The organism is Psychrobacter sp. ER1, assembly GCF_048631835.1.
In the GTDB taxonomy this organism is placed as follows: Bacteria; Pseudomonadota; Gammaproteobacteria; order Pseudomonadales; family Moraxellaceae; genus Psychrobacter.
On the sequence record NZ_CP184640.1, the window covers coordinates 2,479,792 to 2,506,054 of the forward strand.

At 43.4% G+C, this 26,263-nt stretch carries 19 protein-coding genes and 3 pseudogenes; 12 read left to right on the forward strand and 10 right to left on the reverse strand.

The features are described 5' to 3' along the window. Positions 1 to 167 precede the first annotated feature (167 nt). The 5 genes and pseudogenes from ACOBWA_RS11505 (at position 168) to ACOBWA_RS11525 (ending at position 6,163) form a co-directional block, all read left to right on the forward strand. Positions 168 to 482, forward strand: a complete 315-nt coding sequence (locus ACOBWA_RS11505) for a glutaredoxin family protein (RefSeq protein WP_420229426.1) — start codon at positions 168 to 170, stop codon at positions 480 to 482. Between the two features lie 488 nt (positions 483 to 970). Next, positions 971 to 2,744: pseudogene (locus tag ACOBWA_RS11510) on the forward strand (L-lactate permease). 91 nt (positions 2,745 to 2,835) lie between these two features. After that, positions 2,836 to 4,023, forward strand: coding sequence for an alpha-hydroxy acid oxidase (locus tag ACOBWA_RS11515; RefSeq protein WP_420229427.1), 1,188 nt, complete (start codon positions 2,836 to 2,838; stop codon positions 4,021 to 4,023). 106 nt (positions 4,024 to 4,129) lie between these two features. Beyond that, entirely contained in the window at positions 4,130 to 5,203 is a 1,074-nt protein-coding gene (locus tag ACOBWA_RS11520; protein ID WP_420229428.1) for a rhomboid family intramembrane serine protease, read from the forward strand. 147 nt (positions 5,204 to 5,350) lie between these two features. Beyond that, complete coding sequence (locus ACOBWA_RS11525) at positions 5,351 to 6,163, forward strand: MipA/OmpV family protein (RefSeq protein ID WP_420229429.1); 813 nt, start codon at positions 5,351 to 5,353, stop codon at positions 6,161 to 6,163. A 152-nt stretch (positions 6,164 to 6,315) separates the two neighbouring features. On the opposite strand, the gene ACOBWA_RS11530 is transcribed toward ACOBWA_RS11525, so the two are convergent. The 4 genes from ACOBWA_RS11530 to fumC form a co-directional block, all read right to left on the reverse strand. Next, on the reverse strand, positions 6,316 to 6,834 hold the full coding sequence (locus ACOBWA_RS11530; RefSeq protein ID WP_420229430.1) for a hypothetical protein: 519 nt from the start codon (positions 6,832 to 6,834) through the stop codon (positions 6,316 to 6,318). Positions 6,835 to 7,101: 267 nt separating this feature from the next. After that, a complete protein-coding gene (locus ACOBWA_RS11535; RefSeq protein ID WP_420229431.1) occupies positions 7,102 to 7,470 on the reverse strand; it encodes a redoxin family protein in 369 nt (122 codons plus the stop codon). Then, positions 7,413 to 7,628, reverse strand: coding sequence for a redoxin family protein (locus ACOBWA_RS11540; RefSeq protein ID WP_420229432.1), 216 nt, complete (start codon positions 7,626 to 7,628; stop codon positions 7,413 to 7,415). Before ACOBWA_RS11540 ends, ACOBWA_RS11535 begins: the two co-directional genes overlap by 58 nt. A gap of 144 nt (positions 7,629 to 7,772) precedes the next feature. Next, complete coding sequence (gene fumC / locus ACOBWA_RS11545; RefSeq protein ID WP_102092240.1) at positions 7,773 to 9,176, reverse strand: class II fumarate hydratase; 1,404 nt, start codon at positions 9,174 to 9,176, stop codon at positions 7,773 to 7,775. 212 nt (positions 9,177 to 9,388) lie between these two features. On the opposite strand from fumC, the gene ACOBWA_RS11550 reads away from it, so the two are divergent. Beyond that, entirely contained in the window at positions 9,389 to 10,114 is a 726-nt protein-coding gene (locus ACOBWA_RS11550) for a 5-formyltetrahydrofolate cyclo-ligase (protein WP_420229433.1), read from the forward strand. Then, a complete protein-coding gene (locus ACOBWA_RS11555; RefSeq protein WP_420229434.1) occupies positions 10,114 to 10,362 on the forward strand; it encodes a hypothetical protein in 249 nt (82 codons plus the stop codon). The genes ACOBWA_RS11550 and ACOBWA_RS11555 overlap by 1 nt, the downstream gene beginning before the upstream one ends. Positions 10,363 to 11,051: 689 nt before the next feature. On the opposite strand, the gene ACOBWA_RS11560 is transcribed toward ACOBWA_RS11555, so the two are convergent. Beyond that, positions 11,052 to 12,413: a Na+/H+ antiporter family protein gene (locus ACOBWA_RS11560; RefSeq protein ID WP_420229435.1), complete on the reverse strand. Its 1,362-nt coding sequence runs from the start codon at positions 12,411 to 12,413 to the stop codon at positions 11,052 to 11,054. A 632-nt stretch (positions 12,414 to 13,045) separates the two neighbouring features. Here ACOBWA_RS11560 and lon point away from each other — a divergent pair. Both lon and ACOBWA_RS11570 read left to right on the forward strand, forming a co-directional pair. Beyond that, a pseudogene (gene lon / locus ACOBWA_RS11565) lies at positions 13,046 to 15,450 on the forward strand (endopeptidase La). 361 nt (positions 15,451 to 15,811) lie between these two features. Next, positions 15,812 to 16,369, forward strand: coding sequence for a superoxide dismutase family protein (locus tag ACOBWA_RS11570; RefSeq protein WP_057761216.1), 558 nt, complete (start codon positions 15,812 to 15,814; stop codon positions 16,367 to 16,369). 224 nt (positions 16,370 to 16,593) lie between these two features. Here the strand turns inward: ACOBWA_RS11570 and topA are convergent. Together topA and ACOBWA_RS11580 are read right to left on the reverse strand one after the other, a co-directional pair. Beyond that, positions 16,594 to 19,271: pseudogene (gene topA, locus ACOBWA_RS11575) on the reverse strand (type I DNA topoisomerase). Between the two features lie 255 nt (positions 19,272 to 19,526). Beyond that, positions 19,527 to 20,123, reverse strand: coding sequence for a hypothetical protein (locus tag ACOBWA_RS11580; RefSeq protein ID WP_179797808.1), 597 nt, complete (start codon positions 20,121 to 20,123; stop codon positions 19,527 to 19,529). 357 nt (positions 20,124 to 20,480) lie between these two features. On the opposite strand from ACOBWA_RS11580, the gene ACOBWA_RS11585 reads away from it, so the two are divergent. Continuing rightward, positions 20,481 to 21,020, forward strand: a complete 540-nt coding sequence (locus tag ACOBWA_RS11585; protein WP_420229436.1) for a DUF2799 domain-containing protein — start codon at positions 20,481 to 20,483, stop codon at positions 21,018 to 21,020. A gap of 224 nt (positions 21,021 to 21,244) precedes the next feature. Here ACOBWA_RS11585 and ACOBWA_RS11590 read toward each other — a convergent pair whose 3' ends face one another. The 3 genes from ACOBWA_RS11590 to ACOBWA_RS11600 all read right to left on the reverse strand — a co-directional run bounded on the left by ACOBWA_RS11590 (position 21,245) and on the right by ACOBWA_RS11600 (position 23,378). After that, positions 21,245 to 21,646, reverse strand: a complete 402-nt coding sequence (locus tag ACOBWA_RS11590; protein ID WP_025651314.1) for an ExbD/TolR family protein — start codon at positions 21,644 to 21,646, stop codon at positions 21,245 to 21,247. A 115-nt stretch (positions 21,647 to 21,761) separates the two neighbouring features. Next, on the reverse strand, positions 21,762 to 22,451 hold the full coding sequence (locus ACOBWA_RS11595; RefSeq protein ID WP_101205179.1) for a MotA/TolQ/ExbB proton channel family protein: 690 nt from the start codon (positions 22,449 to 22,451) through the stop codon (positions 21,762 to 21,764). A gap of 108 nt (positions 22,452 to 22,559) precedes the next feature. Further along, positions 22,560 to 23,378, reverse strand: coding sequence for an energy transducer TonB (locus tag ACOBWA_RS11600; protein WP_420229437.1), 819 nt, complete (start codon positions 23,376 to 23,378; stop codon positions 22,560 to 22,562). A gap of 625 nt (positions 23,379 to 24,003) precedes the next feature. Between ACOBWA_RS11600 and ACOBWA_RS11605 the strand changes: the two genes are divergently transcribed. Beyond that, the gene (locus tag ACOBWA_RS11605; protein WP_420229438.1) at positions 24,004 to 25,056 is read left to right on the forward strand and encodes a siderophore ABC transporter substrate-binding protein; all 1,053 of its coding nucleotides are present in this window, start codon (positions 24,004 to 24,006) and stop codon (positions 25,054 to 25,056) included. Between the two features lie 82 nt (positions 25,057 to 25,138). After that, entirely contained in the window at positions 25,139 to 26,224 is a 1,086-nt protein-coding gene (locus tag ACOBWA_RS11610) for an ABC transporter permease (protein ID WP_413772503.1), read from the forward strand. The last annotated feature ends 39 nt before the right edge of the window (positions 26,225 to 26,263 follow it).

The window sequence follows — 26,263 nt, forward strand, 5'->3', positions numbered from 1 at the left end:
GTCATTAATAACGATCAATAGCAGGTCATCTTACCTAATCTCACAATCGCTGTCATTATTTACCCCACTTCTTTATGATGTAATGGCCGTTAAAGTATTTTATGTTTTAAATAAGCGCGTACTGAGCATCAGCGCTTTGCAATCAGTATGAAGATAAGAGATTACCCATGCACGATGATAATATAGAAGTATTACGAGCGCGTGTTATTGCAGCAAATCCAAGCCTCAACACTGCTGAAAATAACAATCAATGGTGGCTACTGGGCACCTCGGGCTGTCATTTGTGTGATATCGCTGAGCAAATACTTGCACAGTTTCAGTCGGTACAGCCAATCACTTACCAAAATGTCGATATTGCAGAATTTGATGAGGCGCTTATGATGGATTTTGCCACGTCTATCCCTGTGATTTTGACTCCATCAAAACGATTAGACTATCCATTTTCAGTCATGGATTTACAGCAACTGTTAGCTCACAACTAACGGCACTTTGTTTTGATGTTATAGAGCTTTTAAATTTCTTATATTAGAATATCTACCGCTAATTTTAGCTAGTATGGTATTTCAATATTTGCTAGACTACTTTTATATTCTGTTTGGTAAATTGATTATACTAATGCTAATGATTTACTGATCAATAATCTCAACTCTCTAACCTTGCACTCTGTTAAATCATATACATACAATTCTCAGCGAAAGCACCTAAGAGCAACTATTAGGGCGTGTTTAACACGCCTTAATAAATATAGTTAGCTGAATGTAAAACTGTTATGGATTTAAACGCGCTACTGGTATAAATTTTACTTGCGTGCTGCGTTCCCAGAGGCTGCGCAAAATTCATCCCAGTAGCGCTATGACATTTTTAGAGTGTATCGACTATAGTAATAACTTAGTATGACTTTAAAACCAGTAAAAAATAAGCTGGTATACACAACAATAAGGACTGTTAATAACAATAAGGACTGTTAATTATGTACACTTTCTTAGCCTTAGCGCCAATTCTCGTTGTATTCATACTACTCATAGTTATGCGCCTGCCAGCTAAGATATCTATGAGTATTGCCTATTTGGTGACAGCTCTGCTAGCCTTTTTCATTTGGCACGCTAGTGGTGCCTCAGGTAGCGGCTGCTACTGTTAATGGGATTATTGTGGCACTTACTATTTTATTCATTGTATTCGCAGCTATTTTACTGCTGAATACGCTGAAAGAAAGCGGCGCTCTTGTCGCCATACGTAAGGGCTTTATGGATATTTCACCTGATAGGCGCGTCCAAGCGATCATTGTGGCATGGTTGTTCTGCTCTTTAGTAGAAGGTTCATCAGGATTCGGAACACCATCTGCAGTGGGTGCTCCGCTGTTGTTGGCTTTAGGCTTTCCAGCGATGGCATCGGTCATGGTTATTCTTATCATTCAATCTACACCCGTATCATTCGGTGCAGTTGGTACGCCTCTACTACTTGGCGTTTGGTCTGGTATTACTGATAAACAAGATTTAGCACAGTCCATTGCCCCTACTACTGCCGAAAATTATTTATTACAGATTACAGCTAACGTAGGCCTTGTACATGCGCTTATTGGGTTTTTGATACCTTTAATTTTAAGTGCTTTTTTGACAAGGTTCTTTGGTGAAAAACGCTCCTTCATAGAAGGGCTTAAAGTATGGCCATTTGCCATTTTTGCAGGTCTTTGCTTTACTATTCCTTATTTTTTGGTTGCTAAATTTCTAGGGCCTGAGTTCCCTTCACTCATTGGCGGTTTCATTGGGTTGTTAATTGTACTTCCCGCTGCTAAGCGTGGTTTTTTGATGCCTAAAGATACTTTTGATTTTGCCCCTCGCGCAAAATGGGACAAAGACTGGCTGGGTACTTTAGACGAGGTAAAATATGATGATTCAGAAACCCCAAAGTTCTCTTTAATTCGTGCATTTTCGCCCTATTTCATTGTGATTGCCTTATTGGTCATAACTCGAGTGATTGCACCACTCAAAGCTTTTCTGGTAGGGGATTTAACAACCATTAGCCTTACTAATCTTTTTGGTACAACAATCTCTAGTAAGATACAGCTCGCCTATTCTCCTGGTAGCATTCTAATTATTACTTCTTTATTATGTATTTTACTGTTCAAAATGAATAGCCAAGCGGTAAAGCGCAGTTGGAGTAACTCGGCAAAGACCATGGTTGCTGCCGCACCAGCTTTGCTATTCTCGGTGCCTATGGTACAAGTATTCATTAATTCAGGCTCAGCCGCTGAAGTCGCTACTGCGCTACCGGCTATGCCAATATTACTGGCTGAAAGTGCTGCCGATGCTTTTCAAAATGCGTGGCCGCTAGTGTCTCCATGGATTGGGGCAATGGGTGCTTTCATCGCCGGTTCAAATACTATTAGCAATATGATGTTTTCATATTTTCAATGGTCAACAGCCAATCAGATCGGACTCAATAGCGACCTTGCAGCACAAGTAATAGCCTTGCAAGCTGTGGGTGGTGCGGCTGGTAACATGATTTCGGTGCATAATGTGGTAGCTGCTTGCGCAGTAGTCGGCTTGGTGGATAAAGAAGGCTATGTGATTCGCAAAACACTGCTAGCGATGATTTATTATGTCGTGCAAGCAGGTTTGATCGGTATGGCTATCATCTTCGGTCAAATATGGTGGTGGGCTTTAGCCGTTCTCTGGCCCATAACATTCTTTGGACTGATGTCTTTTTGTGGCAAATTTTCCCGTAGAAAACTGAATGGACGATAATCAGGCAAGCTGACGCTATTAAACTAGATCTAGTAGCGTTAGGTTAAGGTTGCCTTCTAGTTAAAACATAACAGCAATAAGAGATAAACCTATGAAAGACTTAACTAAAATCACCGAAATCGAAGATCTGCGCCGCGTTGCTGAGCGTAAAGTGCCGCGTATGTTCTATGACTATGTCGATTCAGGCTCGTGGACTGAGACCACCTATCGTAATAACGAGACTGACTTTGACCGTATCAAGCTGCGCCAGCGCGTATTGGTCGATATGGATAACCGCAGTCTGGCAACGAGTATGATCGGTGAGCCAGTCAAGATGCCTGTAGCCATCGCCCCAACGGGTTTTACCGGCATGATGTGGGCAGATGGTGAGATACATGCCGCACGCGCCGCTGAAAAATTCGGCGTGCCCTTTTCACTATCGACCATGAGTATCTGCTCTATCGAAGACGTCGCTGAAAATACCAGTGCGCCGTTTTGGTTTCAGCTTTATGTCATGCGTGATCAGGACTTTATGGCCAATTTGATTCGCCGTGCCAAAGCAGCAAACTGTTCTGCGTTGATTTTGACTGCGGACTTACAGGTGCTGGGACAACGTCATAAAGACATCAAAAACGGTCTATCCGCACCGCCAAAACCCACATTGGCTAATATTTTAAATTTAATGACCAAGCCAGAATGGTGTCTTAATATGCTGGGCACCAAACGTCGCACGTTTGGTAATATCGTCGGTCATGCACAAAATGTTGAGGATCTGTCATCACTCTCTGCTTGGACGGCAGAGCAATTCGATCCGCGTCTGAGCTGGGACGATGTGGCGCGTATCAAAGACATGTGGGGCGGTAAACTTATCATCAAAGGTATCATGGAGCCTGAAGATGCTATTATGGCAGCTCGCAGTGGCGCGGATGCACTGGTCGTCTCAAACCATGGTGGCCGTCAGTTAGATGGCGCACTGTCTTCTATTTCTGCGCTGTCTGACATCGTACAAGCTGTCCATGCTGAGAATAGCGACATTGAAGTGTGGTTAGACAGTGGCATTCGCTCTGGTCAAGATGTGCTAAAAGCCATCTCATTGGGTGCAAAGGGCACAATGATTGGTCGCGCTTTTCTCTACGGATTGGGAGCGTATGGTGAAGACGGGGTGCGCCGCGCGCTTGAGATTATCTATAAAGAGTGTGATATATCTATGGCATTCTGTGGTCATACCGATATCAATACTGTCACGGATAATATCTTGGTAAAAGGCACGTATGAAAACCTCAAAGTGGGTCGTTTTTAGAGCGGCTGATTGTAGAACAATCAACGTTTAAAACCGGCTACACATAACATAATTTGCTCATACCCTTTATACTGTCTCTATAACTTTTTGATGACAGTTAGCCTTTATGACCATTCAACAATTATTAAAAACAGCGCCCGTCACTACCCTGCTATTAGCCAGCTTTATCGGGCTATTTGTCATGCAGCTAGTCACGGGCGTCGATGCCAATAACCCGTCAACTGAAGCGTTAGTTAAATGGGGTGCCAACGCCTTACCCTTAACGATGATGGATGACCCATGGCGCTTGGCCAGTAGTGCGTTTTTGCACATTGGTCTCATGCATCTACTATTTAATGGCTTTGCCATGTATTTCTTTGGGCAGATTGCCGAGCCGATGTTTGGCTCAGCCAAGTTTTTGGCGTTATTTTTACTAGCGGCAATCGGTGGTAACCTACTCAACAGCTATGTGACGTGGCAAAGTATTTTGGATGGCACGGGACAGCCCGGACTATCAGCTGGCGCGTCAGGCGGTATCATGGGCATTGGCGCGGCATTATTAATCGCTGCACTGTTTAAAATATCGGTCAATGGCATGGTGCTCAATCTAAAAAGCCTGATATTTATTATGGGCATCAACCTCGTCTATGGGTTTGCTGTACCGGGTATTGATAATGCTGGTCATATCGGTGGCGCAATCACAGGACTAGTGATTGCATTGGCTTTTGCGATTGGCTACCGTCAGCGTCTAGCCGTTGCTATACAGAATGCAGCGATTCAGCAGCAGCGCACGTTTAACCCTTATCAAACCAACTACTCATACAGTACTCAAGACAACTCATCATATAACAGTCAGTATAGTGGCCAATATCGTGCACAATACGATAATCAAAGCTCGTATGATGCCACTTCTATCGACCAATCGCCTCATATTGATGCCAATTCAACCGAGCAAGATGCTGCGTTTGCCAACAATGAAACGAATACAGCAGATATATATGCCGATAGCATTACTGCTAACAACTCACCGTTAAACAATGGCACTGTTCATAATAGTATTGAACCCGAAGCACTTAAAAAACCTTCCATTATCTGGCAACTATTACCATGGCTTGCGATGTTACTTATAAGCATTGGTTTTGTCTGGTGGTGGCAAGATATTCATCAGCAATTACTACAAGTACTAAAAGCCATTGAGTAAATGCTCATACTTATCTATCATTGCTATATGTACTCCAAAAACAGCATACTGACCAACATTACTGATTCGTTTTATTGCTTACTCTTTTGAACACGTTTTGCTTACTCGCACCACTCAGTTATTTATACTCACTTACGAGATCCAATTATGTTAAAACTTGCAGCGCTACCTAATATCTCTACACGTACTATGTTTAGCGCGTTCACAGCTACTGCACTACTTAGTGTGGCTAGCATGTCTAACGCCGCACTTTTTAATGACAACTTGCCGACTGACAAAGATGCTGAGCTCAGCGTTGGGGTCAATGTCATGGCAGTCAAATCGGCCTATGATCTCGAAGACAGCACTGAAGTGCGCGTGCTACCAGGTGCATTTTATGACAACAACAAAGTCTATGTACGCGGTGCGCAAGCTGGTGCGTATCTGATCAATGATGGTGTCAATCAGCTGTCTGCTTATGCCAAGCTTGCGGGTTCTGAGTTTGATCCTGATGATGCCAATGGCGCACTACAAGGTTTGGATGAGCGTAAATCATCAGCAGAAGCAGGTCTAAGCTATCAGCGTCGTACGGCTATTGGTGGCATCCGCGCACAGATAGGTGCTGATGTATTAGATCGTAGTGGCGGTAACACGGCTCGCTTAACCTACCTTTCTAGAATTACTAAAGGCAAGCTAACGGTCTATCCAAGCATTGGCTTTGAATATCATGATGCTGACTACAATGAATACTACTATGGCGTCAGTGAAAAAGAAGCCGCTAAAACGGGCGTTGACGCTTATAAATCTAACTCAAGCCTGAATCCGTATATCAATATCAGTGCCAACTATGACTTTAATGAGCGCTGGGCAGGATTTGCCAATCAAAGCGTGAGCTATGTACCGAATGAGCAATACGATAGCCCAATGGTTGACTCACGTACTGAAGCAGCGACAACGCTTGGTTTGCTTTATAAGTTCTAGTTAAGCTTGGCTTTTCATGAAAAAAAGACTTTATCACGTAATGTGGTAAGGTCTTTTTTCATGAATTCCGATATATGGTACAGCCAATACACTGATAAAATATATAGGTCTTACAGTAGGTGCGTATGATCTAAATATTCAAGCTCAATTAACTATAACCTTTTGATCATAGTGTTGATAGCATTAGACATACCTAACAAATTTAGTATGTGATAATAGCTATCTTTGACACGTTTATAATGATCGGGGTCAAAGCCCATTAACGTAGATGGTAGCCCTCTTGAATCGACATATTTTCTCTTTGATTCATTCCATTGCCCATGGACATATGCATTACGAATATATTTGCATGCTAAATAGTCATCAAACATAAGCCTATTAGGCTTAAGACCTCTGATTCTAAAAGCTTCAAAAATTCGTTGCAAGCGAGCTTCATTAGATCCTTTGTCAAAATAGCTAGCTATATCTAACATTCCAGCTTGATTGGGCATAGACCATTTTGTTATCATCATTTCAATACTACCAACCATCATGACGATCCAAAGGCGACAGAATGACGAGTATTTAATACTATCTGGTACATTACCTTCTAAAGGGTGTTGGTTCACTAAATTTTCTATCATTTCTAAATAAATTTGATCATCAGAATATGCATCAATAAATTCATCCATAGTGCTTCCCTTTATTATCTATAATGCCATAATTAGCTAATATCCTACCCTACAGTTGATTTAATGGCTTAGCAAAACCAATCAAACTTTTAATAAATACAAAGTATAATCTAAACAATTTTAAAATGTAATCCTGTTAGTTTAAATGAGTCACAGAGATTAGTGTATTCAAGCTAAAAACAGAATCTGCTCTATAGTCGTAAATAAAAAAAGACCTTGCCAATTAACATGGTAAGGTCTTTTTTATTTCTAACTTCTTAATAGAACCTAAGCATTACTTTTTAAATACTCTAACATAGTGTCTGCATCTGATACTTCAAATGGGTCTATTGGACAGTTGTCGCCAAAATCAGCTTCTTTAAAGACTTTTTTAACTTCTTTATTGTCGACAACCATCGAATAACGCCATGAGCGCATACCAAAGCCAACATTACTCTTATCAACAAGCATGCCCATTTTACGAGTGAATTCACCATTACCATCAGGAAGTAAGAAAACGTTTTCACGGTTTTGCTTTAGACCCCATTGGTACATGACGAACGCATCATTGACAGAAATGCAAACTATTTCATCTATGCCTAATGCTTTAAACTCATTATAAAGCGCTTCATAACGAGGAGATGGCTGGTCGAACAAGTTGGCGTAAAGGCACCTGGTAGAGAAAACACAACCACCTTTTTATTAGCAAATAACTCATCTGTGGTTAGATCATACCATGTGAACGGGTTGTCTCCTCCAATAGAGTCATCACGAACACGAGTTTTAAAAGTCATATCAGGTACATGGGTAATCATTGTTTACTCCGAGTTAGGTTATTGTTTTTTTTATTTATAAATTCTCAGTGGAACAAATATGATGATGCTACTAGCAATACAAATTGTACTTGTCGTACATTAAGCAAGTCTGACACCGTAGCAGGTCACTATTTGGTCTACTGCTTACTTAGGATGTACCATATCAGCAGGAATGACCCACTCATCAAACTGCGCTTCAGTTAGTAGCTCTAGCTCAACCGCCACTTGCTTCAAAGTCTTATTCTCTTTATAAGCAGTTTTAGCGATTTTTGCAGCATTTTCATAACCGACATGACGGTTCAATGACGTTACTAGCATCAATGAGTTATGCAAGAAGTCATCGATTTTGTCTTTTACTGGCTCGATACCAACGGCACAGTTTTCGTTAAAGCTGTTGCAAGCATCGCCAAGCAGCTTGATAGATTGCAACAAGTTAAACGCGATAACTGGCTTATACACGTTTAGCTCAAAGTTACCTGATGCGCCAGCCATACTGATAGTGGTGTCGTTACCCATAACCTGAGCGACAACCATGGTCATTGCTTCTGACTGAGTTGGGTTCACTTTGCCTGGCATGATAGAAGAGCCTGGCTCATTTTCAGGAATCGTCAACTCGCCCAGACCACAACGAGGACCAGATGCCAACCAACGTACGTCGTTAGCGATTTTATTCAAGCTGCCCGCTAGTGTTTTTAGTGCGCCTGACGCAAATACTTCTGCATCACGAGCCGCTAATGCTTCGAATTTGTTTGGTGACGTAACGAATGGCAAGCCAGTCAAAGTCGCTAGTTGCTCAGCTGATTTTACTGCATAGTCAGGATGGGCGTTTAGACCAGTACCAACTGCAGTACCGCCTAGTGGCAATTCATATAGACCTTGTAGCGCGTTGTCGATACGAGTCAATGAATGGTCAAGTTGGCTCACATAGCCGCTGAACTCTTGGCCTAAAGTCAAAGGCGTCGCGTCTTGTAAATGCGTACGACCGATTTTTACGATGCTATCGAATTCTTTGGCTTTTGCCGCTAACGTATCGCGTAGTGCTTTTACCGCTGGAATCAGTAAGCTGTTGATCTGACGAGCAGCAGCCACACGAATCGCTGTTGGGAAGCTGTCGTTGGTAGACTGTGCATGGTTCACATGGTCATTTGGGTGAATTGGCGTGTAGCTGCCACGCTCAGAACCAGCGATTTCGTTGGCACGGTTGGCCAATACTTCGTTCATGTTCATATTTGACTGAGTGCCAGAACCTGTCTGCCATACGACCAATGGGAACTGATCGACCAGACCACCATTGATGATTTCGTCAGCGGCTTGTACGATAAGGTCACGCTTGTCGCCTTCGATACGCTCTAGGCTTGCATTGGTAATCGCAGCGGCTTTTTTGACCAGTGCCATCGCTTCAATCATTGGACGCGGCAATGTCTCACCACCGATTTTAAAGTTTTCGCGGCTACGCTGAGTTTGCGCACCCCAATAAGCATCAGCTGGGACTTCTACATTGCCCATGGTGTCTTTTTCGGTACGAGTTGCCTGATTCTGTGTCGACATAACTACCCTCTTTACTGGTTTGTTGTTAAATAACTGAACGATAAAAAGTGCAACAGCTGCTGCACATAAACGGAAATACGATATAAAGTGGCGTTATGATAGCATGACTAGGACGTGTTGAATATTCACAAATCGCCTTGAGCGATGCCTAAAAACGAATGTCTAAAAACGCCTGTCATCACCAATCTGATACTTCATTGGATAAGATACCTATGCACTCTAAAATTATGCACTCTGAAACCATGCACCCTAAACCAATACGCCCTGAACCAAATAACCTTGATTCAAATAATTCGGACTTAAAAAACGCTGAAACATCTGAATCTGTCATCAGCAATCCGCCTAGACGACACTTTACTCGCCAACGCCGTCAGTTGAGCGATGGAGAACGTAGACAACTTGCTCAGTCTGCAAGCTTACATTTGACCAAACTACAGCAGCGACTGCCTACACATGCGCGTGTTGGACTGTACTATGATGGCTTTGGTGAGCTACCTACTCAGTCACTATTGGATTGGTGTCAACGCTTAGGCTATTTACCTTATTTACCTGTTGTCGGTTCACTTGGTCGTACTAGCAATGGCAATGATGATAAACGATTGCGCTTTGTGCCTGTTTATCATTCAAAATTGATCAACATACCGACGCGTATCCATCGGTTAGGTATGAAGCAAAACCATCATCGCCGTCTACTTTGGGCGTGCGAATTGGATGTCATTATCTGCCCACTGGTGGCGGTTGATCTAAATGGTAATCGTATGGGCATGGGTGGCGGGTTCTATGATACGACCCTTGGGAAAAGTTATCGCTCAGGGGCTTCAAGGCCGTTAAAGATAGGCTGGTGCTATGATTTTCAAGTGGTTGAACAATTAGCACGTCAACCGTGGGATGTGCCACTAGATGGCTTAATTACGCCAAGCGGCATAAGGTGGTTTTGATGAAAGATGATGAACAATTTGAAAAAGACTCTAGCGCTGCTGATTCCAGTGCAGACAGTGTGGATGAGTATTTACAAACGTTAGGCAATGAGGACGCTAGGGAGCAACGCTACTACAGTCAAGAGCAACTCTTTAGCGCTGATGAAATGACACGGCTCGTCAATGAAGAACGCTTAAATGAATTGCTAGCGCAAAGCGATGCGTTTTTGAGTAGTTTGAATAGTGAGATTGGGGATTTTGATGAATAACATCTATAAATGATAGAGCACAATTTGAATAACCGCGGTTATATGTTAGTTTGATTTGATCGACGTTTTCTTTTTATTGCCAAACTATTGTTTCTATATAACCTATAAACTATACTTATCGCAAATAATTATCATTACAGTATAGGTCGTTGATCGTGGACAAAGTAAAAAAGAATTTATGTCGCCCGCTTCGCTACAAGTTTGTTTTTATTTGTTCGTGCTATTACTACTGGCCACGCCTGCGGCTTATATTTATGATTACGACGGCTTTGATTTTGCTGAACTAAGAACCTTTTTGCTAGCGCTTGCAGCATTTTATACCTTCGCGCTTAGCACTCACATTGAAATGCGTCATATAAAGTCCTCTAGCAGCACATCTTTTCTACATTTTTTGATCCCTATATCTCAATGCTTTTCTTTGATTCTACTATCTTTGTTTGCGTTGGCCACTATTGAATACATCAACGGTGATTTGAGGCTAGATCGTGTTTATGACCCATTCATTACACTGTTTTTCGTATACCTGTTGCGCAAAAATATAGAAAGTATAAAGCAAGATATCGGTACTTAAGATAACCGTCTAATTTAATTATTCTAACAATCCTATAACTAATGCAAAAAAAGACGCTTACCGATAAGCGTCTTTTTTGTTAGATACTTGGATTGAGTTAAAGGGCTGACCAAATCACTTATAACACCATCGCTGCAATCCAACCAAATGCTAGTAGCGGAATGTTGTAATGCAAGAATGTCGGTATCACACTGTCTTTAATATGGTCATGTTGACCATCGATATTTAGACCAGACGTTGGTCCCAATGTCGAGTCTGACGCAGGCGAACCCGCATCCCCAAGCGCGCCAGCCGTACCGATAATCGCCACAGTAGCCAACGGCGAGAACCCTAAAGAGATACATAGCGGCACATAAATCGCGGCCAAAATAGGAATGGTCGAAAATGAAGAACCAATGCCCATGGTCACAATCAAACCAATCAATAGCATAATAAATGCCGCCATCGCTTTATTACCAGCGAACAGTGATGCTGCTCCATCGACCAATGGCTGAATCTGCTCAGTGGCTTTCATTACTTCAGCAAAACCTTGCGCGGTAATCATAATAAAACCAATCATCGCCATCAGCTTGATACCGTCATTAAAGACGCCATCAGCATCACGCCACTTCACTACGCCAGTCGCCATAAATACACCGAAGCCAAACATCGAGCCGAGAAGTAGCGAGTCAGTATATAACTGCACAACGAAAGCAGTCACGATAGCAGCCAGTGCAACCAGCGTCTTTAGCTTGCTTTGCGACTGTGCGCCAGCAGCCGTTTTGCTTAATGCATCACCTTCTACTACAGCATCATGCGCTTGCTGATCTATCGCAATCTGCTGATATGCGCGTGGCTTACGGTAGCTGATAAATACAGCAACTAGCAAACCAATTAGCATACCCAATGCAGGAATCGCCATGGCTTGCACCACAGAAATATTGGCAACATCAATACCCGCTTCACCCACGTTTTTTAGCATAATCTGATTCAGATAAATATCACCAAAACCATAAGGAATAAACATATAGGTGGTGACCAGTCCAAACGTAATCAGACAAGCAATCAGGCGTCTATCAATCTGCATGCGATTGAATGCTAACAATAGTGGCGGTACCAGTAGCGGAATAAAGGCAATATGAATAGGGATTAAGTTTTGGCTGAAGCAGCTCATGGTAATGAGGCCTGCAAACAGCATGTACTTAATCATGCCACTCGTGCCCGCAGCATCAATACGCTTGATAACCGCGCCTGCCAACGACTGCGGCAAGCCCGAATGAGCAATCGCTACCGCAAACGCCCCAAGCAGTGCATACGACAGCGCAATCTCTGCGCCATTACGGATGCCTTCCTGAAAAGCATTGAGCGTATCAGTAATACCAAGCCCTGCTAGCAGTCCACCTACCAGCGCCCCGATTAATAAACTGAGCACCACGTGCACTCGCGAAAGTGACAGTCCTAGCATAATAATAACTGCTAGCAATACTGCATTGATGGCCATGTGTTGCCCCTTGTTCTTTATACTTTGGTCTTATTGAGACCTATGAATATTGAAACTAATGAATATCGCCCTGTTGTCTAAAACGTCTTAATATGAGAGCCTGTTTTAGACGCGCGCCAGTTTACCTTATTTTGGGTATAAAGCCTACGCATAGAACCGATTAGACATCATCATAGGTAGCCAAATATCACCTATACATCTAAACCCTCTTCTATAATTTCTGACTGTCTTTATCCTTCATAGACCAGTTATACCGTTGACGACATGTCATTGGTAACATTGATTGCATTAATAACTGGGCACTCAGACAACTATTTAACAAAGATAAGCAAACGACTTCACCATTCAGCCTTGCAATTTTTTTCGTGAGCACCATTTATCTAAACATGAACCACGAACTTGACTTTACAAGTCTGGGGAACGAGGAAAAACATATGAGTGAACATAATATTGATAAAGACAACATCGACATCGATGTATCATCTGCCCTGAACACTGACACGACGTCTGACGCAAATACTGACACTGACGCTAACATCAGTGCTGACGCGAATAATGAGACAGAAAGCTCATCTACGGATGCGTTAAATGCCTCATCCAACGCTGTCAAAGACGATGAAGATGAAAGCTATCTGCCACTGCTGGCATTACGCGACGTCGTCGTCTATCCACACATGCAAATTGCATTGTTTGTGGGACGTGCGCCATCGGTGAAAGCGGTTGAGCTGGCACAGGCTGAGTATGGCAATAAAGTATTGGTAGTCGCGCAAAAAGACTCACTGACCGAAGATATTGATCAAGACAACTTGTATCAGTACGGTACGGTGTGCCGCATCGTCAGTACTATGCCACACGATAGCGATGAGAACTGCATTAAAGTATTGATCGAAGGTCAATACCGCGCTCGTGTCGATAACATAGAAGGCCATGATGATTTATTGATGGCGAGATTTGAACGTGCCGACCTTGATGTCAGCATGGATGAGAGTCAACAGAAAAATACCATTCAAGCATTAACTACATTATTCGAAAGCTATGCAGATGCGCGACTTCGCAATGCACGTGAGCTGACTCGTGTGGCCAAACGTATTGACGACTTGCTTGAGTTGGTTTATTTCATCTCAACTCGTGTGTCGATGGATCTTGATATCAAGCAGTCTTTCCTAGAAGAAGACGATATCAAAACGCATATCAATACTTTGACTGAATATCTAGTCAAGCAAAGTGCTGAGCAAAATATCGAACAAGATATCCAAGATGCTGTCCGTCAGCAAATGGAAGACAATCAGCGCGAATACTTCTTGAATGAAAAGATGAAAGCCATCAAAAATGAGCTGTCAGATATGAATGACGGCGCGTTCGATGGTGAAGATGATGTGGCTGAGCTAGAGCAGCGTTTAGAAGATGCTGACCTGCCAGAAGATGTGCGCAAAAAAGCGGAGCAAGAATTCAAAAAGCTCAAAATGATGCCACCTGCATCAAGTGAATCGTCAGTCGTACGCAACTATATTGAATGGATTTTGGATACGCCGTGGAATGCGACGACCAAAGTATCTATCAATCTAGACAAAGCTAAGACGGTATTAGACGAAGATCATTATGGCTTGCAAGATGTGAAAGACCGCATCTTAGAATATCTCGCCGTGCAATCACGCGTGAAGAAACTTCGTGGCCCGATTCTATGTCTCGTCGGTCCTCCAGGTGTTGGTAAAACCTCATTGGGTGAATCAATTGCCCGTGCCACTGGTCGTAAGTTTGTGCGTATGGCCCTTGGCGGCGTACGTGATGAAGCCGAGATTCGTGGTCATCGCCGTACCTATATCGGTGCGATGCCGGGTAAAATCGTTCAATCACTTGCAAAAGTAGAAGTCAAAAACCCGCTGTTCCTATTGGATGAAATCGATAAGATGGCGCAAGACTTCCGCGGTGATCCAGCATCAGCGTTGCTTGAAGTATTGGATCCATCACAGAATGACACGTTTAACGACCATTATTTAGACATGGACTTAGACTTGTCGCAAGTGATGTTCATCTGTACTGCCAACAGCATGGATATTCCGCCTGCGCTGCTTGACCGTATGGAAGTCATTCGCCTGCCGGGTTATACCGAAGAAGAAAAAGTTAATATCGCACAGAAATACCTAGTGCCAAAAGCGATTAAGCAAAATGGTCTCAAAGAAGGTGAGATTGAGATTGTTGAAGCGGCATTGCATAGCATCGTGCGTAGCTATACGCGTGAAGCAGGTGTACGTAACCTTGAGCGTGAAGTGAACAAGATCTGCCGTAAAGTGGTTCGCGGTTCGGTTGAAACTCATGGCGCACGTGCTCCGAAAAAGCAGAACGTCAGCTAGTGACCGTCGATGACAAAAATATCGATGACTATCTAGGTGTACATCAGTATGACTACGGTCTGGCTGAAGAAGAGCCTGAAATTGGTCGTATTACTGGTCTTGCATGGACTCAGGTCGGCGGTGAGCTATTGACCATCGAAGCGGTCGGTATGAAAGGTAAAGGCGAGCTTAGCTTTACCGGTTCACTAGGCGATGTAATGAAAGAGTCGATTCGCGCGGCCATGAGTGTGGTTCGTGCTCGCGGTGATAGCTTAGGTATCGACTACGAAACGTTTAAAACAACAGACGTCCATGTGCATATGCCAGAAGGCGCCACGCCAAAAGACGGCCCATCTGCTGGTGGTGCACTGACGACAGCGCTAGTCTCTGCGTTGACAGGTATTGCTATTCGTCCAGATATTGCGATGACAGGTGAGATTACCTTACGCGGTAAAATCCTACGTATCGGCGGTCTCAAAGAGAAGTTGCTTGCGGCACATCGCGGTGGTATCAAGCATGTCTTGATCCCAGCGACTAATGAGCGAGATTTGGCTGATATTCCTGATAACGTGAAAGAAGGCTTAACCATTCAGCCAGTCGCGACGATTGAAGAAATCTTAAAGGTTGCTTTGGTCAGTATGCCAACACCAATTAAGCCTGCCAAAGTGACTGTTGATAAAACCTCTGGTAAAGCACTGCACAATTAATTGAACCTTTATTAAGCCAGTTCTATAGATTAGGAAGCCGCTCATCACTATGGTGAGCGGCTTTTTTATACCTGTTTGTTATTCATTTGCTTGCAGTTCATAGCCTTCTTAGTAGGTTTCTCACGCATTTAAAGCCATTTAATTTTGAAAATCATTTATCTTAGTTCGTTTTTCAAACCCATACGTTACTTACATTTATTAACTGATTGTTGCGCATTTGATGAATAACTATAGGGTTAGCTTGGCTATACTGGCTCCGATGTTAACGAATATTGACGCCGATTTTTATAGAACAATAACGATAGATATTCGCAGCTTTAATAAAGATTAAAAATAACAACTCAAACAATTGGAGATAATAATGAATAAGACATTACTTGCAAGTACCCTATTATGCGGTTCAGCGTTAGCAATGACTGGTTGCCAAACCGTAGAAAGTCAAATGCAGACAGGCAATCCTTTAGCACAGCCAACGCTAAAGTCAACCATACAAACAGTAGATGGCAAGAAGAAAGAAGTTGGTCAAGTTTTCTTACGTCCAGTTGATGGTGGCGTCCAAGTTTACGGTAAACTCACTAACCTACAGCCAGGCAGAACTGTCTCATTACATATCCACGAAACAGGTAGCTGTGACGTCATGGGTAAAGCAGCAGGCGGTCACTTCAACCCAGATAACAAGCCACATTCTAATCCAGATGACATGAATGGTCATGCTGGTGACTTGCCAAACTTAACTGCTAATGAAGATGGTGTTGCTACTATTAACTATGTGAACAAGAAAATTGCAGCGACTGAAGCAGGTAAATATAGCGTAAATCGTTTGGCTTTTATCGTACACGCTGGCGTTGACGACTATACCAGTCAGCCTTCAGGTAATGCAGGCGATCGTATTGGTTGCGGTATCATCGTAAAAAACTAATGCTGTCCAAACCTATTAATTTAGGTTAATTCTATAAATATAGAAATAGCTTAAAAGAAATATTATAAGCACAAAAAAACCCTCTTAAATTATAAGAGGGTTTTTTATTGAAAGTAACTTTTGGGTTTGTTTAAGCCAATATAAGAAAGACGGATGCAAATCGTACCTGTAGTACATTAAGTGAGTCTGTCTCTATAAAAGCACTATATTGGACTTCACAATAGTTATTCCTCTATCCATTCACCTTTCCGCCAGTAAACACCCCAACGTGTGGCCTTGCCGTTTTTCTCAGAGCCGATATACTGCTCTTTTTCTTACGTGACCAGCGCAAGATGGTTGGGTTACCTTCAGGATCTTCATCTGGCCCTGCAAACAGATACTGGAACTTGTCTTCCATCTTGTCTTTGATTTCTCGTAGTTCAGCCAGCTTTGGCGGACGTGTCTCGCGCACTTTTGGAAACTTAGACGCTGCTAAGAACATCCCAGCCGCCCCTTCACGCAAAATGAAATAATCATCGTGCTTGGTCGACTTTAGCTCTGGCAGATGGATTGGATCCATACGTGGCGGCGCTGCTTCGCCTGTTTTTAGTACTTTACGCGTATTATCACAGTTTTGACAAGCAAAATACGGACCAAAGCGTCCTGTTTTAAGCTCCATCTGCCCATCGCACTTGTTACAGTCAATAGTTGGTGCATCTGAGCCAGGAACTTCAAACTTGCCTTCTTCTAGTATATAACCATCGCAATCAGGGTTGTTACCGCAAATGTGTAGTTTGAGACCACCATCTACGATGTAACCATTCATCGCCGTGCCACATTTCGGACAGCGTTTTTCTCCATCAAATCTTTAACTTCTGCCGCTTCGTCATCACCTTCCGCATCATCTAGATTGGCGAATGCTTCGACTGGCATTAGATTTTTGGTGCCTTTACAGCGCTCTTTTGGCGGTAGATTGTAGCCAGTACAGCCTAAGAATACGCCTGTTGACCCTGTGCGCAACTGCATCGGACGATCACAGATATCACAATGGACATCTGGCACGTCAGTCGGATCGTTTGGACGCATGCCGTCTTTTTCTTTGGCACGCTCTAGAGTGGTTTTAAACTCACCATAGAAATTATCAAGCACATCTTTCCAATCTTGATTACCTTCTGCCACATGATCGAGCTTATCTTCAAGCGCAGCAGTAAAGGTATAATCCATTAAGTCTGGGAAGCTAGCCGTCAATCTATCAGTAACGATATCACCCATTTTTTCAGCAAACAGACGCTTATTCTCAAGCTTTACATAGCCGCGATCTTGAATGGTTGAGATAATTGAGGCATACGTCGATGGACGACCGATGCCTTTTTTCTCAAGCTCTTTTACTAGGCTAGCTTCTGTATAGCGAGGCGCAGGCTTAGTAAAGTGTTGACTCGGATCTAGCTTATCTAGATTTAACTTATCGCCTTTTTTGACATCAGGCAGTAAGGTGTCGTCAGTCTTGGCTGGTGGCATGACTCTTGTGTAGCCATCAAATACCATGGTACGACCACGGGCTTTTAGCTCGATATCGTCTGCGCCTACAAACAGGTTCACTGACAGGTATTTGGCAGGTAACATCTGACACGCCACAAATTGACGCCAGATTAGCTCGTATAGACGTATTGCATCACGCTCAACACCTTTGAGCTGCGTTGACTTCATATTGACATTAGAAGGACGAATCGCTTCATGCGCCTCTTGTGCGCCTTGTTTATTGCCATAGAAGTTTGGTTTTTCTGGTACGTATTTTGCGCCATAACTGTCTTCGATATGACCACGGACAGCTGCAAGTGCATCGCCTGATAAGAATGTCGAATCGGTACGCATATAAGTAATATGACCGGCTTCGTATAGACGCTGCGCTAAAATCATGGTTTTTTAACAGAGAATCCTAAGCGCGTGCTAGCAGCCTGCTGCAAGGTCGAAGTAATAAATGGCGCGCTTGGACGTGATTGCGTTGGTTTTTCTTCACGCTCTTTAACAATAAAGTCGCTTGCCTTGAGCACCTCTAACACTTTATCGGTCTGCTCTTTATTACCAAGCTTTAGGGTTTTGCCGCCTTGTTTGGTCGCCTCTAAGCGTATACCGATTTGCTCAGCGTCTTTTTTCCATTAGCAATGTGCGTATCAGCATGAATCTGCCAGTACTCTTCTGGAATGAACGCGCGAATCTCATGCTCACGCTCGACGACCAAGCGCATGGCAACTGACTGTACACGACCTGCCGACAGTCCGCGAGCAATCTTTTGCCATAATAATGGCGATACCATAAAGCCAACAACACGGTCCAAGAACCGACGCGCTTGCTGCGCGTTCACGCGGTCAATGTCTAATTTCGAAGGCTGCTTAAATGCACTTTGAATAGCTGACTTGGTAATCTCGTTAAAGACCACACGTTGATACTTGCTATCAGGGCCACCGATGACTTCTTTTAAATGCCAAGCGATCGCTTCCCCTTCTCTATCCATATCCGTTGCTAGATAGATTTTGTCAGCGTCTTTGGCTAGTGCTTTGAGCTCTTTGATGACTTTGGTTTTGTTTGGCAGTACTTCATAAACTGCCGCCCAGTCATGCTCTGGATCTACACCCATGCGGCGTACCAGTGCTTGTTGCGCTTTTTCTTCTTTGGTCAGACTGTCATCTTTTTTAGCGGTCGTTGCTTTCTTTGCGCTTTTGCTCGCACTGACCGGCAAATCACGGACGTGACCGATACTTGAGCGTACAATAAAGTCATCACCAAGGTATTTATTAATCGTTTTTGCCTTGGCTGGTGATTCTACGATCACCAAAGACTTACCCTTTGGGCTGTCAGCAGCTGGTACTGGACTTTTTTGGTTGTGGTTTTTGCCATGTTTGACGACACCATAATATAAGTAAATTAAAAGTAAGTTTAAATTCAGCAGCACAGCAATTTATGGAAGCAGATACTCATGGTTTGACCATGGTTTAGCTATTTATAGTAATAATCGCTGCTGATAAAAAAGGTTATAAAACAAATAATAACCATAAAATAAAGATATAGTTATAAAGACGTTACACTGCTAAGCGTTAAACTGTCAACTTTAAATAATTTGAATATGACAAACCGCTTGCATATTGCCCTTTAATGGAGACGAAAAAACGCTTTACTAGGTTTATGCTTGTTTTTGCATCTGTAGCGCCCATTTCTCAAGGTTTTCTTTGAGCACTAATAAGTCCGCTTCGATCCGTTTTTGATGGTACGTTGGGTTAGATGCTGGACGTACATAAGCAATATCTTCCCAATAAATAATAATGCTGTTGGCCTTGGTCAATAGACCTTTAACAAACGGCTCGATACTTACTGGCAGCTCTAACGGCACTTGATCCAAGCTAAAATCAGTCTTTTTGACCGTCGGATTATTGCTGATTTGACTAGAACGAATCGCACTGGGAATAGTAAGCGTCTTATCGTCTGTACTGGTATCGACAAAACTGCTGTCTGGTCGCCACTGTCCATCAATCACTTGATAACGGGTATGCGGCAGTTTAGTGTCTTCAAATATCAGGCAGTACTGTCCAAGCATACCGCGGCCATACTCATTGTCACGGCCTTTGATCCAATCAGGGCACGAAACGAGTTTTGGATTGAGCTGTAAACGACGCGCGGTCATACGTAGCTTATCCAAACGCTGATCGATACCGTTCGGTTTGAGCGCCATCATACTCCCTAATACGAATAGTACAATGATAACGCCAATCAATGTTCCCATGATGGTCTGGCCTTTTGACTAAATGAAAAAATACTAAGAGATATAGAGGTAAATATCGCTAGTGAACCGATGCTTATAAAGTAGTACGTACAGACTTGCGGTTAGCACGATAATAAACAACTATATATAAGGGCTTATAATGAGCACGAACCGTTAAAAATCAAGCGTTGTCGTCCAATCGCGGTGCAACGAGTGCTTTTAAAGCATATGACAATTTAGCAAGTTACGCTATTAAATCAGCTATTTAGCGTATACAAACTTACTGATCACAGTACGCTATAAAAACCAGATACGAAAAGTGGTCAGTTCAAAAAAGTGCTATGATAAACCATAATTTTAAACGCGCGCAGGTTTATTATGAATTATCTTATTGAGTCAAACTCATCGGGCGCTTATCACGCTCGCAAGCTGACAAGTAAAGTCATGAGCAAAGCAGGCATGAGCCTATCGCTACTTGGCGCGGTCGTACTGACATTATCAGGCTGTGCCACGACTCAGAGCCTAACCCCGCAGCAGTGTCAAAGCAGTAACTGGCAAGAAGTTGGCTACGCTGATGGTTCGCAAGGGCGTTCAGGTGCCTACTTTGGTCACTATACCAATAGCTGCGCCAGTATAGGCGGTGCTAGCCCTAACCGTATCCAATGGGAGCAAGGCCGTCAACAAGGCCTCAAAAACTACTGTACCGAGCTGAACGCTTATAAGCTCGGTCGCGAAGGCTATGACTGGCAACCTGTCTGTCCGTTAGAAGGTATTGAGAAGTTAGAAGAAGCTTACTCTCAAGGGCGCTACTACTATATCCGTCAACGCGATCTCGACTACTTACGCTCACCTTACCCATTTGGCTACAGACATGCAGGTTTTGGTTACGGCTATCGTCCATTTGGCTACGGCTGGTAAAAAAGAAAACCTCACTAACGACTTAATTTGAGGTTTAAGTAGTTAATGAGGTTGGAGAAAATTTTATTATTTTAATTGTTTTTATTATAGCGGTGTTGGTTGTCTTGCTGGTTGGGCTATTGATTTATCTAGCCAGTTTTCTCATATAAAGTTAAAGCTACTAGTACTAACTCACAGTGCTTAAACTATTCAATGCTTAAGTTATTCAGTATTTAGCGACTAAGCTACTCATTCACAAATGCGATTTTGGTCAGTCCAGCGTTACTTGCCGCTGCCAAAACTTGAGCAACCGTATCGTACTTGCCTTCTTTATCTGCACGTAACTGTACTGCTGGATTCTTACCAGTCGCGCCTTGTTGCTGCAAGCGTGTCTCTAACTCTTCCATGCTGATTGGGTCGCTATCCCAGAATATTCCCGCGTCCTTATCAATGCTGACTTGGATCGCTTCTGGCGGCGTTTCATTGAGCGCGGCACTAGTCTCTGGCAAATCTAAAGGCACCGTCGGATTCAGCACGGTCGCTGTCAATAAAAATATAATCATCAATACCAGCATGATATCGATCAGCGGAATGAGGTTCATCTCATCCATGCTTCGTACGTCATCATCACCCAATTGAAATGCCATAGTTACTCTCAATGCTTTTGGTTATTTTCACACAGCCAAGCCGTTTTTTGACCTGTCGTTTGAGCCTTTACAGACCTAGCGCTGGCAGATTTAATGCTTGCAAGATCAACACTATCTATAGCTGCTTTGGCACAGAATTACTGTAGTTATTGGTATGCTGAGTCTCGCTCGTCGTTGAACGACTGCTTGGTGCAGCGTGCACTTGTGAGGCGCTAGCAGCATGGCTCGCGGTTACCTTGGTAGTATCCACAAGACCCGTTGATTGCGCCAATAAATCATGCGCTCTATCGTTGGCTTGATACATTATGCGGCGATTGATACGTACTGCAAGGTTATAAAACACCACAGCTGGAATCGCTACTGCAATACCAAGACCTGTCATAATTAGAGCTTCACCGACTGGCCCTGCAACCTGCCCCAATCCTGCCTGACCACTCATACCGATATTGTGCAAGGCATGGAAAATACCCCATACCGTACCAAACAAGCCGATGAACGGTGCAATCGCTGCCGTCGTACCAAGAATCGGCAGACCGCGCTCACTAGCAAAGCGATAGCGACCGATATGCTTGAGCAAAGTCTGCTCAGTCACCAAGCGGCGAGTGGCAGCATCAGTACCAGCCAAGTCAGACTGTTTGGCTTGTAATTGCTGACTCAAATCATCTGCTACATTGGTCGCCAGCTTACGGCTTTGCAATACGCGGACGATACCTGTCACCCAAGAGAGAATAGATAACGCAAGCAACAAAAAGAACAACGTTTTTGTCACCATGTCGCTGATCTGCCAGTATTGCATAAAGTCCATGTCAGACTCCTTAATGTGTAATGCCATTACATGATACTGAGGTAAATATCATGTTTAGTTTTATAATGAAAAATGATTAATAAATACGTTGTTATAAAGTATGAACTATCAAGGAACCGCGTAACTGATCGGTAGAGTTACATCACCTACCACGGGTACGCCATTCTTAGTAAAGGGTTTGAACTTGCCAGATCGCACTTGACGTCGGGCTTCTTTGTCTACTAGCGGATTACCTGATGATTGAGCCACTCGCACGTTATCGATGCCGCCTTGTTTGTTGACTCGCAATACCAAGACAACGTTGAGCGTATCACCAGAACGGGCTCTACGTGCGGCGCGCTCAGGGAAACTAAAGTTTGGCGCAGATGCCCAGTTGGCTGAGCTGGCAGTAAAGCTCACAGGCTCATTACTCTGTGCTAAAGCAGCTGCTGCTTCTGCCTCAGCTCTTGCTTGTGCAGCGGCGGCCTCTGCGGCAGCCTTCGCTTGAGCGGCAGCTTTGGCATCAGCGACTCTTTTGGCTTCTTGCTCTGCCCTAGCTTGTGCTTCTTGCTCAGCTTTTCTAGCTTGTCGCTCTGATTCAGCTTGGGCAGCTGCTTGACGTTGTGCTTCGGCTGCTGAGTTATCAACCTTTGGTTTCGGTAGCGGCTCTTTTGGGGCTACTTTTTGACTGGTATCAGGACGAGGCTTTTCTGACGCTATCACAGGCGTCACTTTCGGCTCTATATTTTTTACAACAGGCTCTTTTGGTTTTACTGGGGTCTCTGTTGGTTGTTTAACCGGCTCTTTAGGCTTTGGTTCAGGTTGCGGCGCTGGCTGAACTTGCACCTCAGGCGGTACTTCTTTTTTGGCCGTGACTGTTTGTTTTTCTACTTCAGTTGAGACCGTTTTTGCCGGTAATGACACAAACTTTATCTCAAGTGGTGACATCTCTTTTTTGGCTCAGGTTTAAGTTCAGGCGTTTTTATTGCCACTAGTGCAATTGCGGCAAGCACATGGAGTCCTAAGACTGCAACAATAGCTAGCAATAACGACTTAAGTGGTGGCGCGTCTAAATCCGTTGAACTCATAACAGCCTAATGTTTATTACTCAGAGTAGAATGGCGTAGATAATAATGCAAACGATAATTATTATCAATAATAATTTACAATATTTTCGCTATTTAATACATCTCTGATACTTGACATTGCTTATTGGTTTTACATATCACAACGCTCATTTTCATGAACGTTGCCTACTTTCATGCCTCACTACTATGAACCTTATTTTTCATCAAATGATACGTTGCGTTTAATATAACAAGTACTGTTAATAAAAACCATTATCATTTATATTGATAATGAGTCTCAACTACTTTATTATAACGGCTGTGCTGTCTACTCATACTATTTTTATAAAAACTATTCGTATAAAAAGTTAGTAATTGGTACTAAGTAGACTATTTATTTTATGCTTTTTATCTCAAGCATCTTTCAGACTTAATATTTTTAGCATCATTCATCTGCAATTATTTTAGACAATTGCTTAAACATTTTTTGATAGACCGAGTTCATTATGCCGACACCTTTATTATCTAGCAGACCTACCGCCTCTTTTTTCAAACGTCCATTATTGACTGCTGCCATGACAGCGTTATTAGCTACGGTAGTGGCAGGATGTAGCTCGCCTGAATCTAATGACTCTGAGCCAGCAGACGCCAAAACTGAAAACCCAACGGCTGATGAATCACAGAACGTTGCTAATAACGACGCTGTATCTGCTGAGAAAATCATGGTCAATACTGTAAAAGGTGATGTTGAGCTGGCTATGAACCCATCGCCACTTGTCGTCTATGACATGACATTGATGCAAGACTTGGCCGCGCTAGATGTGGCGGTCGATGGTATGCCTGGTGGCCTATTACTAAAGAATCTACATTCAGAAACACAGCCTGATCCAAAATCGGTAGGTACTGTGTTTGAGCCGGATCTTGAAGCGTTGAATGCAATGCAACCGCAAGCTATTTTGGTCGGTTCACGCATGGCAGAAAAATACGACGAGCTATCAAGTATCGCGCCGACATTGGACATGAGTATTGATACAGCTAACATTTACGAATCAAGCAAGCAGCGCCTGCATGATCTAGGTGCACTGTTCGGTAAAAGCGATCAAGCCGCTAAGCTACAACAGAACATCGATGGACTCATCACTGAGACCAAGAATCTAACAAAAGAAAATAAAGGCACTGGCCTAGTCGTCATGGTCAATGGCAACAAAATGTCAGCCTATGGTGACAAGTCTCGCTATGGTTTTATCCATACTGTGTTAGGTGTACCAATGGCAGATGACAAAATTGCCGATGCGCCTCATGGTCAGCCGATATCGTTTGAATACATCCAAAAAGCCAATCCTGATTGGTTATTTGTCATCGACCGTAGTGCTGCAATTGGTGAAGACGGTATTGGTGCCAAGGCCGTATTAGACAATCCACTGGTTGCCCAGAGCAATGCATGGAGTAAGCAGCAAGTGGTTTATTTGAGCCCAGACTCTTACTTAGCATTTGGCGGTTACTACCAGTGGATGCAGGATCTAACGACGATCAAAGATGCTTTTACTAACGCTAAATAACGTCGTTGCTTATAAAAAATATTATTGCTCAAGTAGGTAATTATTACCGTTAACCCTGCTCATTTTTAAGCCAGTAGAGATTATGTCGTTATTTTCACACCGTACTCATGCTAGGCTCAAATCCAGTACTGCTCCATCAGCGTCAAGCTGGCAAAGCGGTACTGGCAATGCGTTACATCGACGTACTGTCATACCACCGTGGTTCATCAATACAGCAAGCCTCATTCTTATGGGGCTTTTGGTGTTATTGAGCTTATCTATTGGTGTGGCTGACTTTTCGTGGTCAGGTATCTTGCAGAGCCTGCTGACTCAGAGTGCCAACTCCGATAGCTCATTGTTATTGGTTAGCCGTATACCGCGTACCATCGCCATTATCTTGACTGGTATTGCTATGGCAGTGGCTGGGATGATTATCCAAGTAGTACTAAAAAACCGCTTTGTAGAGCCATCTATGGTTGGTGCAACTCAGAGTGCTGCACTTGGTTTGCTAGTGGTCAGTCTGCTGTTCCCTGCCAGTGCGCTCATTGTAAAAATGGGCGTGGCAACCATCGCTGCCGTTTTTGGCATGATGCTATTTATGCTGCTCATTCACCGCATTCCGCCCACTGATTTTTTGATGATTCCACTGATTGGCATTGTCTTTGGCGGCATTATTGAAGCCGTCACTACCTTTATCGCCTATCAAACCGAATCACTACAGATGCTGAGTGTTTGGCAGTTTGGGGATTTTTCGGGCGTATTGGCAGGGCGCTATGAGCTGTTGTGGCTCACGGGTGGACTGTGTGTGCTGGCTTATATTATTGCTGACAAGCTGACCATCGTTGGTTTGGGTGACAATATCGCCTTAAACTTGGGTATTAGTAAGCGTCAAGTCACTTGGATTGGCGTGGGTATGGTAGCCATGATGAGCGCTGTCGTGGTCGTGACTGTGGGCATGATTCCTTTTATTGGGCTGGTCGTACCAAACATTGTGAGCCGTCTAATGGGAGATAAGTTGCGTCGCAGCTTGCCAGCAGTGGCCCTACTTGGTGCTTCAGCCGTACTGCTATGCGATATTATCGGGCGCTCTATTCGCTATCCATTTGAAGTACCGGTCGCCACTATTTTTGGTGTGGTTGGTACGGTGCTGTTTTTATGGCTGTTATTACGTGCGCCAGCTGAGCAGTAGCACCATGTTCACTAACTATGTATTAATTTTCAACACTCG

Bases quoted from the DNA above. Each gene is read 5' to 3' on its own strand.
- ACOBWA_RS11505 (WP_420229426.1), top strand. From the start codon at position 168: ATGCACGATGATAATATAGAAGTATTACGAGCGCGTGTTATTGCAGCA.
- ACOBWA_RS11515 (WP_420229427.1), top strand. From the start codon at position 2,836: ATGAAAGACTTAACTAAAATCACCGAAATCGAAGATCTGCGCCGCGTT.
- ACOBWA_RS11520 (WP_420229428.1), top strand. From the start codon at position 4,130: ATGACCATTCAACAATTATTAAAAACAGCGCCCGTCACTACCCTGCTA.
- ACOBWA_RS11525 (WP_420229429.1), top strand. From the start codon at position 5,351: ATGTTAAAACTTGCAGCGCTACCTAATATCTCTACACGTACTATGTTT.
- ACOBWA_RS11530 (WP_420229430.1), bottom strand. From the start codon at position 6,834: ATGGATGAATTTATTGATGCATATTCTGATGATCAAATTTATTTAGAA.
- ACOBWA_RS11540 (WP_420229432.1), bottom strand. From the start codon at position 7,628: ATGATTACCCATGTACCTGATATGACTTTTAAAACTCGTGTTCGTGAT.
- fumC (WP_102092240.1), bottom strand. From the start codon at position 9,176: ATGTCGACACAGAATCAGGCAACTCGTACCGAAAAAGACACCATGGGC.
- ACOBWA_RS11550 (WP_420229433.1), top strand. From the start codon at position 9,389: ATGCACTCTAAAATTATGCACTCTGAAACCATGCACCCTAAACCAATA.
- ACOBWA_RS11555 (WP_420229434.1), top strand. From the start codon at position 10,114: ATGAAAGATGATGAACAATTTGAAAAAGACTCTAGCGCTGCTGATTCC.
- ACOBWA_RS11560 (WP_420229435.1), bottom strand. From the start codon at position 12,413: ATGGCCATCAATGCAGTATTGCTAGCAGTTATTATTATGCTAGGACTG.
- ACOBWA_RS11570 (WP_057761216.1), top strand. From the start codon at position 15,812: ATGAATAAGACATTACTTGCAAGTACCCTATTATGCGGTTCAGCGTTA.
- ACOBWA_RS11580 (WP_179797808.1), bottom strand. From the start codon at position 20,123: ATGGGAACATTGATTGGCGTTATCATTGTACTATTCGTATTAGGGAGT.
- ACOBWA_RS11585 (WP_420229436.1), top strand. From the start codon at position 20,481: ATGAATTATCTTATTGAGTCAAACTCATCGGGCGCTTATCACGCTCGC.
- ACOBWA_RS11590 (WP_025651314.1), bottom strand. From the start codon at position 21,646: ATGGCATTTCAATTGGGTGATGATGACGTACGAAGCATGGATGAGATG.
- ACOBWA_RS11595 (WP_101205179.1), bottom strand. From the start codon at position 22,451: ATGGACTTTATGCAATACTGGCAGATCAGCGACATGGTGACAAAAACG.
- ACOBWA_RS11600 (WP_420229437.1), bottom strand. From the start codon at position 23,378: ATGTCACCACTTGAGATAAAGTTTGTGTCATTACCGGCAAAAACGGTC.
- ACOBWA_RS11605 (WP_420229438.1), top strand. From the start codon at position 24,004: ATGCCGACACCTTTATTATCTAGCAGACCTACCGCCTCTTTTTTCAAA.
- ACOBWA_RS11610 (WP_413772503.1), top strand. From the start codon at position 25,139: ATGTCGTTATTTTCACACCGTACTCATGCTAGGCTCAAATCCAGTACT.